A 15,956-nucleotide genomic window follows, 5' to 3' on the forward strand; every position below is an offset into this window, starting at 1 on the left:
GTTACTTCGAGGAGAAAGCGGCGTCGAACGCCGCCGTGGGTGGGGAGAAGTTGAGCTTGCGGACGAACTCCAGCGCTTCCGGTGCGCCGATGAGCCGGTCCATGCCCGCGTCCTCCCACTCGATGGAGATCGGGCCGTCGTAGCCGATGGCGTTGAGCATCCGGAAGACGTCCTCCCACGGGACGTCGCCGTGGCCGGTGGACACGAAGTCCCAGCCGCGCCGCGGGTCCGCCCAGGGCAGGTGGGAGCCGAGCCGGCCGTTGCGGCCGTTGAGCTGCTTGCGGGCCTCCTTGCAGTCGACGTGGTAGATGCGGTCCTTGAAGTCCCACAGGAACCCGACCGGGTCGAGGTCCTGCCAGACGAAGTGCGACGGGTCGAAGTTCAGCCCGAACGCCTCGCGGTGCCCGATCGCTTCCAATGTCCGGACCGTGCTCCAGTAGTCGTAGGCGATCTCGCTCGGGTGCACCTCGTGGGCGAAGCGCACGCCGACCTCGTCGAACACGTCCAGGATCGGGTTCCACCGGGTGGCGAAGTCCGCGTACCCGCGCTCGATCATCGACGGCGGCACCGGCGGGAACATCGCCACCGTGTGCCAGATCGACGAGCCGGTGAAGCCGACCACAGTGGACACGCCGAGCTTCGCCGCGGCGCGGGCGGTGGTCTTCATCTCCGCCGCCGCCCGCTGCCGGACGCCCTCGGGCTCGCCGTCGCCCCAGATCCGGACGGGCAGGATCGCCTCGTGCCGCTCGTCGATCGGGTGGTCGCAGACGGCCTGGCCGAGCAGGTGGTTCGAGATCGCCCACACCTTGAGGTCGTACTTGGCCAGCGTCTCGAGCTTCGCCCGGACGTAGCCGTCTTCCGCCACCGCGCGATCCACTTCGAAGTGGTCTCCCCAGCAGGCGATCTCGAGGCCTTCGTAGCCCCAGCCGCTCGCCAGCTCGCACACCTCCTCGAACGGCAGATCGGCCCACTGCCCGGTGAACAGGGTCAACGGTCGTGCCATGTCCTGACCTCCTGGTGAGTCCTACTCGGTTCGGATGGCCGCCAGCAGCAAGTCCTTGACTTCGGTGGCGTGGATCTTTTCGCGCGCGAGCGCCGGGTCCGAGCACAGCAGCACCGGCCCGTCCTCGGGCGAGTCGGGCAGCCGCCCGTGGCTGCCGCGCACCGGCGCCGGGTCGAGCGGGACGACCTGCATCGAGTACCGCAGGCCGAGCTTCTTGCGGGCCAGCGCGGACGCCGCCTTCAGCTTGACCATCGGGTCGTTCGGGTCGAAGAACAGCTCCGCCGGGTCGTAACCGGGCTTGCGGTGGATCTCGACGGTCTTCGCGAAGTCCGGTGCGCGGTCGTCGCTCAGCCAGTAGTAGTAGGTGAACCACGCGACCGGCTCGGCGATCGCGACCAGTTCCCCGGCCCGCTCGTGGTCGATCCCGATGCTCGCTTGCTCCGGACGATCGAGTACGACGTCCACTCCGGACAGTCCGGCGACGATGTCCCGCACGCGCGGGATGTCGGCCGGGTCGGCGACGTAGACGTGCGCGACCTGGTGGTCGGCCACCGCGAACGCCCGCGACGTCCACGGGTCCAGGTACTCCATGCCCGCCTGGACGTACACGTTGAGCAGGCCTTCACGACGCAGTGCGCGGTTGATGTCGACCGGCCGGCTCGCGTTCGTGATGCCGTACTCCGAGAGCGCGACGACGGTATGCCCGCCTGCGGCCGCGAAGTCCAGCAGGGGCTTCAAAGCGGTGTCGATCACGCGCGCGGCCGCCGCGGCCTGGGGCGCGTCCGGGCCGAAGCGCTGGAGGTCGTAGTCCAGGTGCGGGATGTAGACGAGCGTGGTGTCGGGCTTGTCCTCGGCCATGATCTTCTGCGCCGCGGCGATGATCCACTTCGACGACGTGATCGCCGCCGTCGGGCCCCAGTAGGTGAACAGCGGGAACTCGCCGAGCGCGCCGACGAGCCGGTCGTGCAGCTGCGGTGGGTGGGTGTAGGCGTCCGGGGATTTCTTGCCGTCGGCGTGGTAGATCGGCCGTGGGGTCACCGTCAGGTCGACGTCCATGCCCATCGCGTACCACCAGCAGACGTTGGCGACCTTGTGCCCGGCCTGCGCGCGGCGAGCGGCGTCCCAGAACTTGTCGCCCTGGACCAGCTTGTTGTGCTGGCGCCAGAGGAAGATCTCGCCGAGGTCGCGGAAGTACCAGCCGTTGCCGACGATGCCGTGCTCGGCCGGCTGCAGCCCGGTGAGGAACGTCGACTGCACCGAGCACGTCACCGCCGGGAACACGGTGTCGAGCTGCGCGGTGAAGCCGGGTTCGGCCATCTTGCGCAGGTTCGGCATGTGCGGGAGCAGCCGGGGCGTCAGCCCGACGACGTCGATGACCAGCAAGCTCATGCGGAAACCTCTTCCAAGCCTAGTTCGATCAAGGAACGCCGGGTCCAGTCCAGCTCGGCGGCGATGCCCGCGACGAGCCCGGCGTCGTCGGCGGGTGCGTCCGGGAGCACCTGCCAGGTGTAGGTCTCGACCTCGACGTGGTCGGCGCGCGCGGTGGCGCCGCCGAACAGCTCGGCCAGCGTCCCGGCCAGCACCGGCCGGGTGGACGTCAGCGGCGGCGCCGGGTCGGCGTGCAGCGGCACGTGGAAGTGCACCCGCCACGGCGCCTCGCCCGGGAGTCCCCCGGCCAGTGCCTCGTCGAGGTCGTCGGCGCCCGGCGGGGCGCCTTCGTTGCTCTGGTGCAGGAACCGGGGTTCCACGAAGGATTCCAGGGCTTTCCGCGTTTCCGGGTCGGCCGGGTTCGCAGCCTCCAGTGCGGCCGACGCCTGCAGCTTGACGACGTCCAGACCGGCCGCTTCGAGCCGGCCGAGCGCGTCCGCCGGGTCCTCGAACCCGACCGCGAGGTGGCACGTGTCGAGGCAGACGCCCAGCCACTCCTTGTCCACTTCGGACAGCAGCGACGCCGCCTGTGCGGTCGTCTCGATGACACAGCCGGGCTCGGGCTCGAAAGCCACGCGCACCGGACGATCCTGCTTCGCCAGCCCTTCGGCGAGCAGCTCGAGCTGGCCGCGGTCGTCCCGCCATTCCGTGCGCCAGCCGAGCGGCAACGTCGACACGCTGCCGCGGACCGCGTCCTCCGGCATCAGCTCGGCGAGCAGCCGGGCCAGGTCGAGGGTGTAGCGCGTCCGTTCGGGCGTGGACCAGTCCGGCCGGTACACCTTGTGCTTGACGACCGGGTCGTGGAACCCCTGGTACGGGAACCCGTTGAAGGTGACGACCTCCAGGCCGCGCGCGGCGAGTTCCGCCCGGAGCCGGGACACCGCGGCCGGGTCGGCGACCAGCTCCGAAGCGACCGGCCGGGCCAGCCACAGGCCCAGCCCGAGCCGGTCGGCGCCCAGCCGTTCCCGCACCGGCTCGCCGAAGCGGGCCAGCTGGGTGAGCACGCCGTCGAGGTCCTCGGCCTGGTGCACGTTGGTGCAGTAGGCGAGGTGGACGAGCGTGCCGTCGCGATGCCGGAACCTCACTTGCGCGCACCTCGCAGGATGGAGTTGCCCGCGAACTCGGCGTCCGGCGCCTCGCCTTCCAGCGAGAGGCGGCCGCTCTGGCCGTAGAACTCCACCGGGTTGCGCCACAGCACCTGATCGACGTCGTCCTCGGTGAACCCGGCGGCGAGCATCGCGTCGCCGGTCTTGCGCGTCTTGAGCGGGTCGCTCTTGCCCCAGTCTGCGGCCGAGTTGACCAGCACCTTTTCGGTCCCGTACTCGCGCAGGATGGCGACCATCCGCTCTTCGTCCATCTTCGTGTCCGGGTAGATCGAGAACCCCATCCAGGAGCCGGACTCCTTGACCATCGCGACGGTCACCTCGTTGAGGTGGTCGAGCACGACGCGCTCCGGCGCGATGCCGGACTCGCGGACGACGGCCATGCTGCGCTCGGTCCCGGCCGCCTTGTCGCGGTGCGGCGTGTGCACCATCGCGGGCAGCTCGTGGTCGATCGCCAGGGCCAGCTGCGCGGCGAACGCCTTGTCCTCCTCGGCGGTCATCGAGTCGTAGCCGATCTCGCCGACCGCGACGACGCCGTCCTTCTCGAGGTAGCGCGGCAGCAGGTCGAGCACCGGCGCGCACCGCGGGTCGTTGGCTTCCTTCGGGTTCAGCGCGATCGTGCAGTGGTGGGCGATGCCGAACTGGCTCGCGCGGAACGGCTCCCACCCGACGAGCGCGTCGAAGTAGTCGGTGAAGCTGCCGACGTTCGTGCGCGGCTGGCCCAGCCAGAACGCCGGCTCGACGAGCGCGCGGACGCCGGCGGCGTGCATCGCCGCGTAGTCGTCGGTGGTGCGGGAGCTCATGTGGATGTGCGGGTCGAAGATGCGCATCAGGCGTCCTGTTCGTTCAGCAGCGGGAGGAGGTCGGCGGGCACGGCGCGGCCCGCGGCGGTGCGCTCGGCGGCGAACGACCGCATCATGCGCAGCAGCTCCTCGTCGGTCCGGCGGTCCAGCCCGGCGACCTCGGCCAGCGGGATGCCCATGAAGACGCACTTGAGCACGCCGTGGCGGTACGCGGCGTCGTCGAGGTGCTCGGCGGCGTACTCCCCCATCGCGGCGGTGACGAGCCGCGTGTCGTTGGTGCGCAGGGCATCGGCGACCAGGGCGAGCCCGGCGTCGCCGATGTCCACAACGGACAGTCCACGGAGGACGGCCCGCTTCTCGGCGGCGTCGCCGTAGCGGTAGAGGTCCGGCATCTCCGCGGCCGCCGCGGGTGCGGCTTCCAGGAGCTTGACGCGGGCCACGTCGTCGACCGTCCAGCCCGGCGTGTCCGACGGACCGCGGCCGACCCGGCGGCCGACGCCCGGGAACAGCGTGCGCAACGCCGAAGCGTCGGCGGCGACGTCGTGCAGTGCCTTTTTCAGCCAGGCGTTCACGCGGCCACCGCCTTGTGCAGGAACTCCAGGGACTCGCGCGCGATCCGCGGTGCCGCGTGGCTGTCCCGCGGCAGTTCCACCGCGACCAGCCCGGGGTACGGCGACAGCGCTTCCAGCACGGGCGGGAAGTCGATCTCGCCCCGCCCGAACTCCAGGTGCTCGTGGGTGCCCCGGCGCATGTCGTCGATCTGCACGTTCACCAGCCGCGGCAGCGCGCGCCGGACGCAGTCGGGCACGGACGCCGCCTCGTTGCACCGGCAGTGCCCGATGTCCAGCGTCAGCCCGAACCGCTCCGGGTCACCCAGGCGCCGGGCCAGCTCGAAGTAGCCGTCGAGGTCCTCGACGAGCATCCCGGGCTCCGGCTCGAAGCCGAGCTTGACGTCGTGTTCGTCGGCCGCCTTGAGCACCTCGGCACATCCGTCGGCCAGATGTGTCCACGCGTCCTCGGTTGCCAGCTCCGCGGGCTTGTTCCCGCTCCAGAAGGACACCGCTTCGGCGTCGAGGTCCGCGGCGATCTCGACGGCCCGGGTCAGGAAGTCGATGCGCGACGCCCGGTCCGGGTCGAGGAACGTCGGCGAGTGCTTGCGCCACGGGTCCAGCAGGAACCGGGCGCCGGTCTCGATCACGACGGCCAGCCCGAGCCGGTCCAGTTCCGCGCCCAGCGACGCGACGCGGCGGGCGAGGTCCGGGCCGAACGGGTCGAGGTGCTGGTGGTCGAGCGTCAGCGCGACGCCGTCGTAGCCCAGGTCCGCCAGGACGCGCAGGGCGTCGCCGAGGCGGTGGTTGGCGAAGCCGTTGGTGCCGTACCCGAACCTCATGTCGGCGACACCTTCCGGCTCAGCGCCCGCGCGATCGGGAACGCGGCGGCGACGGCCAGCGCCGAGCGCCACGCGCCGGTGCGGGCGATCAGCCCGGCCTGCAGCGGGATCATGCCGTGGATGCCCGCGCCGACCGCGCGCCGGATCTGGGGCGCGGCCGGGTCGCGGACGGCGTCGTACTGCGCCCGCCCGGTGGTCACCGCGTACGTCCCGAGCAGCGCCGACGCCAGCGGGCCGACGCGGCCGGCGGCGACGCGCACCCCGGCCGTGGCGGCGAGGGTGGCCGCCGGCAGCGCGGGCTTCGCACCGTCCACTTCGGACCTTGACAACGTCGTCACGGCGTACGTGTGGGCCCCGACGGTGAGCGCCGCGGGCACCGCGGCCCGGGCACCGCCCGCGCCGAGCAGGACGTCCAGAGCCCGGGTCGCGGCCATCGCGGCCGGCCCGAACACGGTCTCCTTGAGCACGAAGTCGTACGCCCAGACCGTCGCGGCCAGCGGCACCGCGACACGCAGGGCGTGCTTCCCGCCGGCGGCCGCGGCGATGCCCAGCCCGCCGGCGGTCAGCCCGGCCGCGACGCCGAGCGCGGTCCCCGGCTTGACCCGGCCGGACGGGATCGGCCGCTCGGGCCGTTCCATCGCGTCGAGGAAGCGGTCGGCGTAGTCGTTGAGCGCCATGCCCGCCCAGTAGAGGCAGACGGACGCGCCGGTCAGGGCCAGCGTCCGGCGGCCGAAGGGCCAGCCCGAGGCGGCGGCCCCGGCGACGGCGTCTCCCGGCACGGTCAGCGCGGCGGGCGCGCGGACGAGTTCGACGAGCGCCTTCACCGGTTCGCCCACTCACGCAGGGCCGCGTACTGCGACGCGAGGTCGTGCGGGCCGTCCCCGACGGGATCCTTGAAGAAGAACCCGAACTCGGCGACCGGGCCGGCGACGCCGTCGCGGCACGCCTTGCCGGTCAGCCGGGCGAGGTCGAGCACCAGCGGCGCGGCGAGCGCGGAGTCGCAGCCCTGCCAGGTGAGCTGCAGCGTCATGCGCGTGCCGAGGAAACCTTCGAAGAGCACGTGGTCCCAGGCGGTCTTCCAGTCGCCGAGCGCCGGGACGTAGTCGATGTGCACCTCGCCGTCGACGTCCCGGCCGAGGTTCTGGGAAAGCACCTGCTGCTTCGACGCGTTCTTGCTCGACGCCGCGCCGGGGTCGGCGAGCGTGGCGCCGTCGCCACCGCCGAGCAGGTTCGTGCCCGACCACGAGAGGACGTTCAGCGCGCGCTGGGCGAACATCGGCGCGAGCACCGACCGCAGCAGCGTCTCGCCGGTCTTGCCGTCGCGGCCCGCGTAGGGCTGCCCGGCCGTGCGCGCGAGTTCGTCGAGCGCGGGCAGCCGGGCGCCGGTGGACGGGGTGAAGTCGACAAAGCCACAACCCGCGCGGAACGCGGCGTAGGCGTACAACGCGCTGGGCGGCAGGACTTCCAGCTCGGCTTCCAAGGCAGCCAAGGACGCGTGTGCGGGGTGCGGCGCGCACGGCGCTTCGGTGGAGGAGACGTTGACCACGACCACGTGGTCCAGCCCCTCCCGGAACTCGGTCAGGTCCGCGACGATCCGGTCGGCGGCGGCCCGGCCGCCCCCGGACGGCGCCGGCCGGAGCCGGGCTTCCGCCGCCTCCAGCTCCGCCGTGACCGCGCCGGGCAAGGTGGCCGGCAGCACTCCCGCCGCCGCCAGCTGCTCCGCCCGCTTGACCAGCGGCGTGTCGACGACGTCGTGGCCCCCGAAGACCAGGTCTCCCAGGCCGGGAAGGTCCGCGCCGGCGAAGTCCGGCAGCTCGGTCACGCAGCCCGTGCGCGCGGCGAGTCCCGCCCGCATCGCGGCGGCGCCGGCGATGGCCGTCGTGGCCACCGATCCTCGGGCGCCGATCAGCCAGACACCGATCTTCCCCATGTTCATCCTCCAGTTCGGCGAGTTCAGCCCGCGCCGGTCGCCCCCGACGGGACGCGGGTCAGGACACCGCTCGGTTCGGCGAGCGCGGTGCCCCTGGGCACGCGGATGTCCCCCGGACTACATCGCCGGAGTCGATCAAGTGTTTCCGCACGCCTTCGCGACGAAGGCGCACCTGGTCGCCGGCCGGGTCTTCGAACGGGCGCCTGGCCGGTACCGGTCACTTCCGCGAGCGTCATCCGCTGTCCCTTTCCGGCCGCACCGGCACCAGCGCCGGATCGTCGAACACCGCCTGCAGTGCGACGTGCGCGCCGCCGCGCGAAGCCGCGGAGAACCCGAGCCAGGACAGCTCGACGCGGCAGCCCCCGATGCGCGGGGCGATCACCCGGGCCTCCAGCTCGGCCAGCATCGGGCCGAGCAGGTACGGGCCCAGCTGGGCGAAGTAGCCGCCGAGCAGCACCACGCGCGGGTTGAACACGTTGACCAGCACGGCCGCGCCGACCCCGAGGCCGGTGCCGACCTGCGCGAGCGCGTCGAGCGTCCGCTTGTCCTTCAGCTCGGCCCGGCGGCGGATCATGTCGAGCCGTTGTTCGAGGTCGAGCGACGGGTCGTGCACCGGGTCGGCCGGCGACGCGGCCAGCCGCAGCATCCCGGCCAGCCCGACGAGCGTCTCCCAGCAGCCGCGGCGCCCGCACCCGCAGACGCGGCCCGCGGGATCGACCTGGATGTGTCCTACTTCTCCCGAGAACCCCTCCGCGCCACCGAGCAGCCGGCCACCGGAGATGACTCCGCCGCCCACGCCGATCTCGCCGGTCAGGTACACGAGGTCGGCGGTCCCGGCGACGCTGCCCATGGCGTACTCGCCGAGCGCGCCGAGGTTCGCGTCGTTGGCCGTGCGGATCGGGAACGACGGCGGGCCCAGCCGCCGGGTCAGCCGTTCGGTGATCCCGCGGACCACCGAAACGTCGGTCCAGTGCAGGTTCGGGGCGAAGGCGACGGTGCCGCTTTCGTCGACCAGCGCCGGAACCCCGATGGTCACGCCGGCCGGCACGACCCCGAGGCGGCGGCACTCCCGCAGCGCCCGCGCGGTCAGCTCCGCGCCGGCGTCGAGCACCTTCGCCACCGGAAGCGCTTGGACGTCGAGCGCCACGCGTTGTTCGAAGAGCACCGTGCCGGTGAGGTCGAGGGCCAGTGCGGTCAGGTAGTCGACGTTGATCTCGACGCCGATGCCGCCGACGCCGCGGCCGTCCAGCTCGACGATCGTGCCCGGGCGCCCGACCGCGCCGGCGCGTTCCCGCTCGCCTTCGCGAGCCAGCCCGCGCTCGACGAGCTCGGCGACGAGACTCGAGACGGTTCCCTTGTTCAGCCCGGTGTCGGCGGCGATCGCCGCACGCGAGCGGGGTCCGGCGTCCCGCAGGTGCCGCAGCACGAGCGCGAGGTTGCTCCGGCGAACGGCGGCCTGGTCGGCCGGGCGCACCGGTTTGAGCGAGAAGGAGGAGTCCACGCCGACACCACCCCGGTTCGTCTGGTGGTTCAACAAATTAGGTGCGGCGAAACGATCGGGTCAACGAGGGCACCCGGCGGCTTTCGTGGACAAATGCCACACAAATCGTTCTGACCAGCGAAACTATCGAACGCAGGCAGCAAAAGGGTCCCACGGATGGAGCACGGGTTAGGGCGCCCGCCCTCCCCAATCCCACCGCCGAACGGGACCGACTTCCGTAGTGTCCCGGTCATCGGGACGCCGCAAGCCTTACCGCGGACCGACGCGAAAGTGTCGCCGCGGCACCGAAACTTTCCGCAAGCGGGTCAGCGGGTGAAAGTGAGCGTGCCGAGCGCGGCGACCAGCGGCGCGAGTTCCGGCAAAGCCTCGGCTTCGGCGAGGGCTTCCGCCAGCGCCGTGTCGTGGGTGGGCCGCGCCGCCGTCAGCAGGGCCTGCCCAGACGGCGTCACCTCCGTGTAGATGCCGCGGCGGTCGTCGGCGCAGAGGTAGCGGGCCAGCAGCCCGCGGCTCTCCAGCCGGGTGACCAGCCGGGTCGTCGCCGACTGGCTGAGCACCACCGCGTTGGCCAACTGGTTCATCCGCAGGTGGAAGCCGTCCTGGCGGGCCAGCGCGTCGAGCACGCTGTACTCGCTCACCGACAGCTCGTGGTCGCGCTCGAGCGCGCGCTGCAGCCTGTCCTCGATCCGCGCGTGCAGCGCGGCCAGCGTGCGCCAGCCCTGCGCGCGGGCTTCGACGGCGTCGTCGTCCAGTGACACGGTTCACCTCTCCCGGACTTGCCGCATACGGTTGCGCGCGGCACTATCAAGCCTGTGCAATATACGGCGCGTGCAACTATCTCGGACGCTTGTAGTTGCTCACGCCCACAAGACTACTCCGGAAGAAGGAAGTCCATGCCCGCCGCTCTGCTCGCCCTCGCGATCAGCGCTTTCGGGATCGGCACCACCGAGTTCGTGATCATGGGCCTGCTGCCCGAGGTCGCGGCCGACTTCGGCGTCTCGATCCCGTCCGCAGGCCTGCTCATCTCGGGATACGCGCTCGGCGTCGTCGTCGGCGCGCCCGTGCTCACCGCGCTCGCCTCGCGGGTTCCGCGTAAGACCGTGCTCGTCGCCCTGATGGGCCTGTTCATCGCGGGCAACGTGCTCTCGGCGCTCGCCCCGAGCTACGGCCTGCTGATGACCGGCCGGGTCGTCGCGGCCCTCTCGCACGGTGCGTTCTTCGGCGTCGGCTCGGTCGTCGCCGCTTCGCTGGTGGCCCCGGCCAAGCAGGCCAGCGCCATCGCGCTGATGTTCACCGGGCTGACCGTGGCGAACGTGCTCGGCGTGCCCGCCGGCACCGCCCTCGGCCAGGCCTTCGGCTGGCGCTCGACGTTCTGGGTGGTCAGCGTGCTCGGGGTGATCGGCGCGATCGGCATCCTCGCCCTCGTGCCGCACCAGGAACCGGATCCGAACGCGGGCCTGCGCGGCGAGCTCGCCGTGTTCCGCCGCCCGCAGGTGTGGCTCGCCCTTGCCATGACGGCGCTCGGTTTCGCCGGGGTGTTCGCGTCCTTCACCTACATCGCGCCGATGATGACCGAGGTCGCCGGCTTCTCCAGCGGCGCCGTCACCTGGCTGCTCGTGCTCTTCGGCGCCGGGCTGTTCGCCGGCAACCTGCTCGGCGGCCGGGCCGCGGACCGCAAGCTGATGCCCAGCCTGTACGTCATCCTCGCCGCGCTGGCGATCGTGCTGGTCGCGTTCGTCTTCACCGCCCACGCGAAGGTGCCGGCCGCGATCACGATCGTGTTGTTCGGCGCGGCCGGGTTCGCGACGGTCCCGCCGCTGCAGGCCCGCGTGATGGCCAAGGCCGAGGGCGCCCCGGCGCTGGCCTCGGCGGCGAACATCGCCGCGTTCAACCTCGGCAACGCCGGCGGCGCGTGGCTCGGCGGCCAGGCCATCGAGTCCGGCCTCGGCTACACCGCCCCCAACTGGATCGGCGCGGTGCTCGCCGCCGCGGGCCTCGCCGTGGCGCTCGTTTCCGGCCTGCTCGACCGCAAGGCCCCGGCTAGTTTCGAAGCCGGGGAACGGGTACCCGCCCGATGAACCACTCACCGAAAGGAACCCTCGTGACCAGCGTGCCCGTGATCGAACTCAACAACGGCGTGCGGATGCCCCAACTGGGCTACGGCGTGTTCCAGGTCCCGGACGACGAGACCGCCACCGCCGTGAAGGCCGCGCTCGAAGCGGGCTACCGCAGCATCGACACCGCCACCGTCTACGGCAACGAGAAGGGCGTCGGCCAGGCTTTGGCCGAGTCCGGCATCGCCCGCGACGAACTCTTCATCACCACGAAGCTGTGGAACTCGGCCCAGGGCTACGACTCGACGCTCAAGGCGTTCGACGAGAGCATGAAGAAGCTGGGCCTGGAGCAGCTGGACCTCTACCTGATCCACTGGCCGACGCCCGAGCGAGACAAGTACCTCGACACGTGGAAGGCGTTCGAGAAGCTGCACGCCGACGGCCGGGTCCGCGCGATCGGCGTGTCCAACTTCCAGCCCGCGCACCTGGAGCGGCTGCTCGACGCGGCCGACGTCGCGCCGGCGGTCAACCAGATCGAGCTCCACCCGTACCTGCAGCAGCAGGAGGTCCGCGAGTTCGACGCGAAGCACGGGATCGCGACCGAGGCGTGGAGCCCGCTGGCCAAGGGCGGTTCACTGCTGGGTGACCCGGTGGTCGCGGACCTGGCGGTGAAGCGCGGCCGCACGCCGGCGCAGATCGTGCTGCGCTGGCACCTGCAGCTGGGCAACGTGGTGATCCCGAAGTCCGTGACGCCGTCGCGGATCGCGGAGAACTTCGACCTGTTCGGGTTCACCCTCACGGAGGATGAACTGGAGTCGCTGACCCCGCTCGACCGCGGCGAGCGCACCGGCCCGAACCCGGACACGTTCAACGCCGCCTGACCCGATCAATGCCGTTAAGGCCACCTTACGGGCGTCTGACGCCCGTAAGGTGGCCTTAACGGCACGTCGTCACTGCTTGCGGGCGACCGCGCCCAGCGTGAGGAAGTTCAGCTCGCTCAGCGGGTGGATCCGGGGGCCGTCGGGCCACCATTCGTGCAGGTAGACCAGCCCCGGCCGGAGCAGCTCCGTGCCCTCGAAGAACGCCGTGATCTGTTCGCGGGTGCGGTACACACTGCCGAGGCCGGTGCCCTGGAAGCTCGTCTCCAGCAACCGTGCCAGCTCCTGGCGGGGCGAGTCCTCTTCCGGGTCGAAGTTGTGCGTGAGCAGCAGGTACGAGCCCGGTGCGAGCGCCGCCAGGTACTCCGCGACGATCGACTTCGCGCGCTCGTAGTCGTCGATGTGGTGGACGATCGACGTCAGGATCAGCGCCACCGGCCGCGTGAAGTCCAGGTACTCCTTGACGACCTCGTCGGCCAGCGTCTCGGCCGGGCGGGTCAGGTCGGCGCCCGTCACGTGGGTCAGGTAGTTCTCCTCGAGCAGCGCCCGGCCGTGCACCTGCACGACCGGATCGTTGTCGACGTACACGACCTGCGCGTCCGGGTTGTACCGCTGGGCCACCTGGTGGGTGTTCTCCGCCGTCGGCATGCCGGAACCGAGGTCGAGGAACTGGTCGATGCCGCGTTTCCCGGCGAGGAACCGGACCGCGCGCACCAGCCAGTCGCGGTGCTCCTTCGCCATCGTGCGCGCGCCGGGCGCGATCGCCAGCAGGCGCCGCATCGCCTCGCGGTCGACCTCGTAGTGGTCGTGGCCACCCAGCAGCGCGTCCGACAGCCGGGCCAAGCTCGCCTTGGAGAAATCGAGGGACGCCGAGCCTCCCTCGGTTCCGGACCGCAGGTCGCCAGGCGTCATCGACTGTTCTCCCTTGTCTGTGGCGCCGGCCCCCTGCCCGGGCCCGGCCACCTCTGTCCGGCAACGGACAGTGCACAGACTACGACATGGCGTTCATCAAGTGAACCGGGCCGAAGGGCCTTAGCTGCCAGGGACAACTACCCCATCGGCACTTCGCGCCACATGTGTCCGCCGTCCGTGGTCCGATACAGGGCGGAGCCGCCGTCGGCGTCCGGCTGGCCGTCGACGACCACGCCGGTGCCGCCGCCGGGGAAGTCCAGATCGGTCAGGCTGAGCCCGCGGTCGGACAGCACGCTCGTCGTCCAGGTGCGGCCGCCGTCGGCCGTGCTGTGCAGGAATCCGGTGCCGCCTCCCTCGGCCGCGACCGTCGCGGACGCCGGTGACGCCGCCGCGAAGCCCTGCGTGATCCCGGCGAAGGGCGCCGCGTCCCCACCGCTGAACGCCCCGCCGAGCTTCGCCGCGTGCCGCAACTGTCGCTCGGTCGAGCCGGGCTGCGGCGAGCCGGGGCTGCTGCTGCACAACGCCACGACCTGCCGGTCGCGGACCCCGGCCAGCGAGGCGACCGACCCGGCCGGGCACGGCGCTTCGGCCGGGGTGAAGCGGACGCCGTCGCGCGAGGTCCAGTACCGCTCGGTGCCGTAGTCCGCGCCGAGCGCGACCTGCAGGCCGCCGCCGACGGCCAGGTCGCCGTAGGTGATCCCGCCGGTGGCCACAAAGCCGGGCACCGGAACCAGCACCGGCGAGCCGGCGACGCCGGAGTACAGCCGCGTCGAGCCTCGCCCCTCGCCGAAGGTGGTGACGACGGCGAAGACCCGGCCGGCGGTTTCGGTGATCTTCGAGAGGTAGTAGGGCTCCCGCGCGCCGACGAGGCCGACCGGGCGCCAGCTCGCGCCGCCGTCGCGCGTCGTACGCACGTGGACGCCGTCGTCGACGTACGCGACGCGGTCGCCGACGAAGGTCAGCGCGACGTGGTTGTGGTTGTCCGGCAACGACATCGGCGGCGTGCCGAGCCGCCGCCAGTGCGCCCCGCCGTCGGTGGTGCCCAGCAGCGCCGGGCACCACGACTTCGCGCACGGCGAGTACCCCAGGACGTACCCCGTGGCCGGGCCGGTCCAGCTCGTCGAAGCGGGCCGGAACCCCCTCGGGACAACGGATTCCGCCGTCGCGGGTGCGATGGACACGGCCAGGAGGGTGAGGACGGACGCGAGCAGCGCCGGGATTCGCATGATCACCTGGACGTGCCGCACGGTCCGGGGTTGCGCGGCCGGCGCCAGGTTCCGTCTCGCGGCTCAGCGCGCCGCGGCCAGCCGGGCGTCGAGCTCCGCGAGGTCGGCCACGAACCAGACGTGCCGGCCGCGGTTGGACTCCCGCACGACGTCCCGGAAGGCGGTGCTCGCCTCGACGTGCGCGCGGACGTCGCCGAGCAGCACCAGCCGGAAGCCGTACTGGACGATCTTCGAGAAGAAGTGCCCGATCAATTTGGCGTGCATGTCGAAGAACCGGGCGGGGAACCGCTCGACCGGCACGACGAGGACGTCGACGTCCTGGCCGTAGGTGGCACCGACGAGGTCGACGGCGTCCTGCTCGGTGGCCAGCTCCGGCCCTTCGGCCGGTACGAACCACACGCCCTGGTCGATCACGATCCCGCTCCTCTCAAGAACTCCACAGTGGCTTCCGCCCAGCCGGGCAGGAAGTGCCCGGCGTCCTCGGCCAGGCGGACGTCGGCGTCCGGCCGGGCTTCCCGCAGCTTCGCCGCGGCGTCGCGCTGGTCGAGCAGGACGTCGTGCGCGCCGAAGTGGGCCTGCACCGGCGTCGCGAGTTCGCGCAGCCGCTCGACCGGGAACGCCGGGATCGGCTCCAGCCGCGGCTTGAAGTGCTCGAACGTCGCCAGGGTGAACTCCCCGATCGCGCGCCGCCCCGGGTCGGCGGGGCCGCCCTTCGCGACCATGGCCAGCGAACGCCGTCGCCCCCAGGCGCCGAACCGGCTGTAGGCGGCGAACTTCAGCAGCGGCGCGACCCGGCGGCGGCCGATCCCCGCGGGGTTGACCAGCACCAGCGCCGTGACGCGCTCAGGACGACGCAAGGCGTGGTCGAGGGCCCACCAGCCGCCCAGCGAGGTGCCGAGGAAGGCCGCGCGGGGCAGTTCGAGCGCGTCGAGGACGTCCTCGAGCCACTCGGCGTAGGCCGGCGACCCGAGCGGCGGCCGCGCATCGACGGTCCGGCCCGGCTCCCCGGGCGCGTCGACGGCGTGCACGCGCAGGTGCTCCGCGAGCGTCGCGATGTCGGGCAGCCAGTGCGCCGCGGTGCCACCGGAGCCCTGCAGCGCGACGACCGGCGGCGCGCCCACCGGACCGGAGACCACGGCGAAGGTGGCGCCGAGCCGGGTCTCGAGGGTGCGCCTCTCGGACGGCACGGGCCAGTCCTCGATGAGGGCGTCGTAGCGCTGCCGGACGGCTTTCGCGCCTTCGGCCGTCCGGTAGCTGGTGGTCACGTCAGGCCCTCGGTGAACGAGGCGACGAAGCGCAGCAGGTCCGCGCCGGCGGCGAGGTCGCCGAGCACGATGATCTTCATGGTGGCGCGCTCCTTGTCGTAGATGGTTTCGACGCGCAGGGGCCGCTCGCCCCCGTCTCGCGGCCCGTTCACCGAGGCGACGACGACGGTGGCGATCCGGTCGGCCGTCGCGCGGTCGACGCCGCTGACCTCGGCGACGCTCGAAAGCTCGGCGATCGGCCGGCCCGGCCGCGGATCGGCGACCGGCAGCCCGGTGAAGGCCTCGAGGTCGTCGGCGGCGATCCGGTACTGCTTGCCGATCCGGACCGCCTTGAGCCGCCCGTCGCGCACGTAGTTCCGGACCGTCCGGACGTGCAGCCCGAGCTTCGCGGCGACCTGTTCGACGGAGAAGACCTCCTGCGCCATGACCCTCCTCATATTCCGCAAACTACCCTACCATGTCAAGT

At 71.9% G+C, this 15,956-nt stretch carries 17 protein-coding genes; 2 read left to right on the forward strand and 15 right to left on the reverse strand.

What is annotated here, in order from left to right:
* Position 1: 1 nt before the first annotated feature.
* From QQ657_RS11885 to QQ657_RS11925, 10 genes are all read right to left on the reverse strand, one after another.
* Entirely contained in the window at positions 2 to 1,003 is a 1,002-nt protein-coding gene (locus tag QQ657_RS11885; RefSeq protein ID WP_284742134.1) for a sugar phosphate isomerase/epimerase family protein, read from the reverse strand.
* 21 nt (positions 1,004 to 1,024) lie between these two features.
* Positions 1,025 to 2,392, reverse strand: coding sequence for an alkaline phosphatase family protein (locus tag QQ657_RS11890; protein ID WP_284742135.1), 1,368 nt, complete (start codon positions 2,390 to 2,392; stop codon positions 1,025 to 1,027).
* The gene (gene eboE / locus QQ657_RS11895) at positions 2,389 to 3,516 is read right to left on the reverse strand and encodes a metabolite traffic protein EboE (RefSeq protein WP_284742136.1); all 1,128 of its coding nucleotides are present in this window, start codon (positions 3,514 to 3,516) and stop codon (positions 2,389 to 2,391) included. Before eboE ends, QQ657_RS11890 begins: the two co-directional genes overlap by 4 nt.
* Positions 3,513 to 4,364: a TatD family hydrolase gene (locus QQ657_RS11900; RefSeq protein ID WP_284742137.1), complete on the reverse strand. Its 852-nt coding sequence runs from the start codon at positions 4,362 to 4,364 to the stop codon at positions 3,513 to 3,515. The genes eboE and QQ657_RS11900 overlap by 4 nt, the downstream gene beginning before the upstream one ends.
* The gene (locus QQ657_RS56675; protein WP_350310662.1) at positions 4,364 to 4,909 is read right to left on the reverse strand and encodes an EboA domain-containing protein; all 546 of its coding nucleotides are present in this window, start codon (positions 4,907 to 4,909) and stop codon (positions 4,364 to 4,366) included. The genes QQ657_RS11900 and QQ657_RS56675 overlap by 1 nt, the downstream gene beginning before the upstream one ends.
* Positions 4,906 to 5,727 carry a sugar phosphate isomerase/epimerase family protein gene (locus QQ657_RS56680; RefSeq protein ID WP_350310663.1) on the reverse strand — a complete coding sequence of 274 codons (822 nt, stop codon included), beginning with the start codon at positions 5,725 to 5,727 and terminating at the stop codon, positions 4,906 to 4,908. Before QQ657_RS56680 ends, QQ657_RS56675 begins: the two co-directional genes overlap by 4 nt.
* Entirely contained in the window at positions 5,724 to 6,551 is an 828-nt protein-coding gene (locus QQ657_RS11910) for an SCO3242 family prenyltransferase (RefSeq protein ID WP_284742207.1), read from the reverse strand. Before QQ657_RS11910 ends, QQ657_RS56680 begins: the two co-directional genes overlap by 4 nt.
* A complete protein-coding gene (locus tag QQ657_RS11915) occupies positions 6,548 to 7,657 on the reverse strand; it encodes an inositol-3-phosphate synthase (RefSeq protein ID WP_284742138.1) in 1,110 nt (369 codons plus the stop codon). The genes QQ657_RS11910 and QQ657_RS11915 overlap by 4 nt, the downstream gene beginning before the upstream one ends.
* Before the next feature lie 232 nt (positions 7,658 to 7,889).
* The gene (locus tag QQ657_RS11920) at positions 7,890 to 9,158 is read right to left on the reverse strand and encodes an ROK family transcriptional regulator (RefSeq protein WP_284742139.1); all 1,269 of its coding nucleotides are present in this window, start codon (positions 9,156 to 9,158) and stop codon (positions 7,890 to 7,892) included.
* A 305-nt stretch (positions 9,159 to 9,463) separates the two neighbouring features.
* Entirely contained in the window at positions 9,464 to 9,913 is a 450-nt protein-coding gene (locus QQ657_RS11925; protein ID WP_284742140.1) for a MarR family winged helix-turn-helix transcriptional regulator, read from the reverse strand.
* A 135-nt stretch (positions 9,914 to 10,048) separates the two neighbouring features.
* On the opposite strand from QQ657_RS11925, the gene QQ657_RS11930 reads away from it, so the two are divergent.
* Positions 10,049 to 11,233 carry an MFS transporter gene (locus QQ657_RS11930; RefSeq protein WP_284742141.1) on the forward strand — a complete coding sequence of 395 codons (1,185 nt, stop codon included), beginning with the start codon at positions 10,049 to 10,051 and terminating at the stop codon, positions 11,231 to 11,233.
* A gap of 23 nt (positions 11,234 to 11,256) precedes the next feature.
* Positions 11,257 to 12,090 carry an aldo/keto reductase gene (locus QQ657_RS11935; protein WP_284742142.1) on the forward strand — a complete coding sequence of 278 codons (834 nt, stop codon included), beginning with the start codon at positions 11,257 to 11,259 and terminating at the stop codon, positions 12,088 to 12,090.
* A 69-nt stretch (positions 12,091 to 12,159) separates the two neighbouring features.
* Here QQ657_RS11935 and QQ657_RS11940 read toward each other — a convergent pair whose 3' ends face one another.
* The 5 genes from QQ657_RS11940 to QQ657_RS11960 all read right to left on the reverse strand — a co-directional run bounded on the left by QQ657_RS11940 (position 12,160) and on the right by QQ657_RS11960 (position 15,915).
* Positions 12,160 to 12,999 (reverse strand): SAM-dependent methyltransferase, encoded by an 840-nt coding sequence (locus tag QQ657_RS11940; RefSeq protein ID WP_284742143.1) that lies wholly within the window; start codon positions 12,997 to 12,999, stop codon positions 12,160 to 12,162.
* A 137-nt stretch (positions 13,000 to 13,136) separates the two neighbouring features.
* On the reverse strand, positions 13,137 to 14,231 hold the full coding sequence (locus QQ657_RS11945) for a beta propeller repeat protein (RefSeq protein WP_284742208.1): 1,095 nt from the start codon (positions 14,229 to 14,231) through the stop codon (positions 13,137 to 13,139).
* A gap of 57 nt (positions 14,232 to 14,288) precedes the next feature.
* The gene (locus QQ657_RS11950) at positions 14,289 to 14,639 is read right to left on the reverse strand and encodes a DUF4180 domain-containing protein (RefSeq protein ID WP_284742144.1); all 351 of its coding nucleotides are present in this window, start codon (positions 14,637 to 14,639) and stop codon (positions 14,289 to 14,291) included.
* A complete protein-coding gene (locus QQ657_RS11955) occupies positions 14,636 to 15,490 on the reverse strand; it encodes an alpha/beta fold hydrolase (RefSeq protein WP_284742145.1) in 855 nt (284 codons plus the stop codon). The genes QQ657_RS11950 and QQ657_RS11955 overlap by 4 nt, the downstream gene beginning before the upstream one ends.
* A complete protein-coding gene (locus tag QQ657_RS11960; RefSeq protein WP_284742146.1) occupies positions 15,487 to 15,915 on the reverse strand; it encodes a helix-turn-helix domain-containing protein in 429 nt (142 codons plus the stop codon). The genes QQ657_RS11955 and QQ657_RS11960 overlap by 4 nt, the downstream gene beginning before the upstream one ends.
* Between the last annotated feature and the right edge of the window lie 41 nt (positions 15,916 to 15,956).

It is taken from the genome of Amycolatopsis ponsaeliensis (genome assembly GCF_030182635.1).
Lineage (GTDB): Bacteria > Actinomycetota > Actinomycetes > Mycobacteriales > Pseudonocardiaceae > Amycolatopsis > Amycolatopsis ponsaeliensis.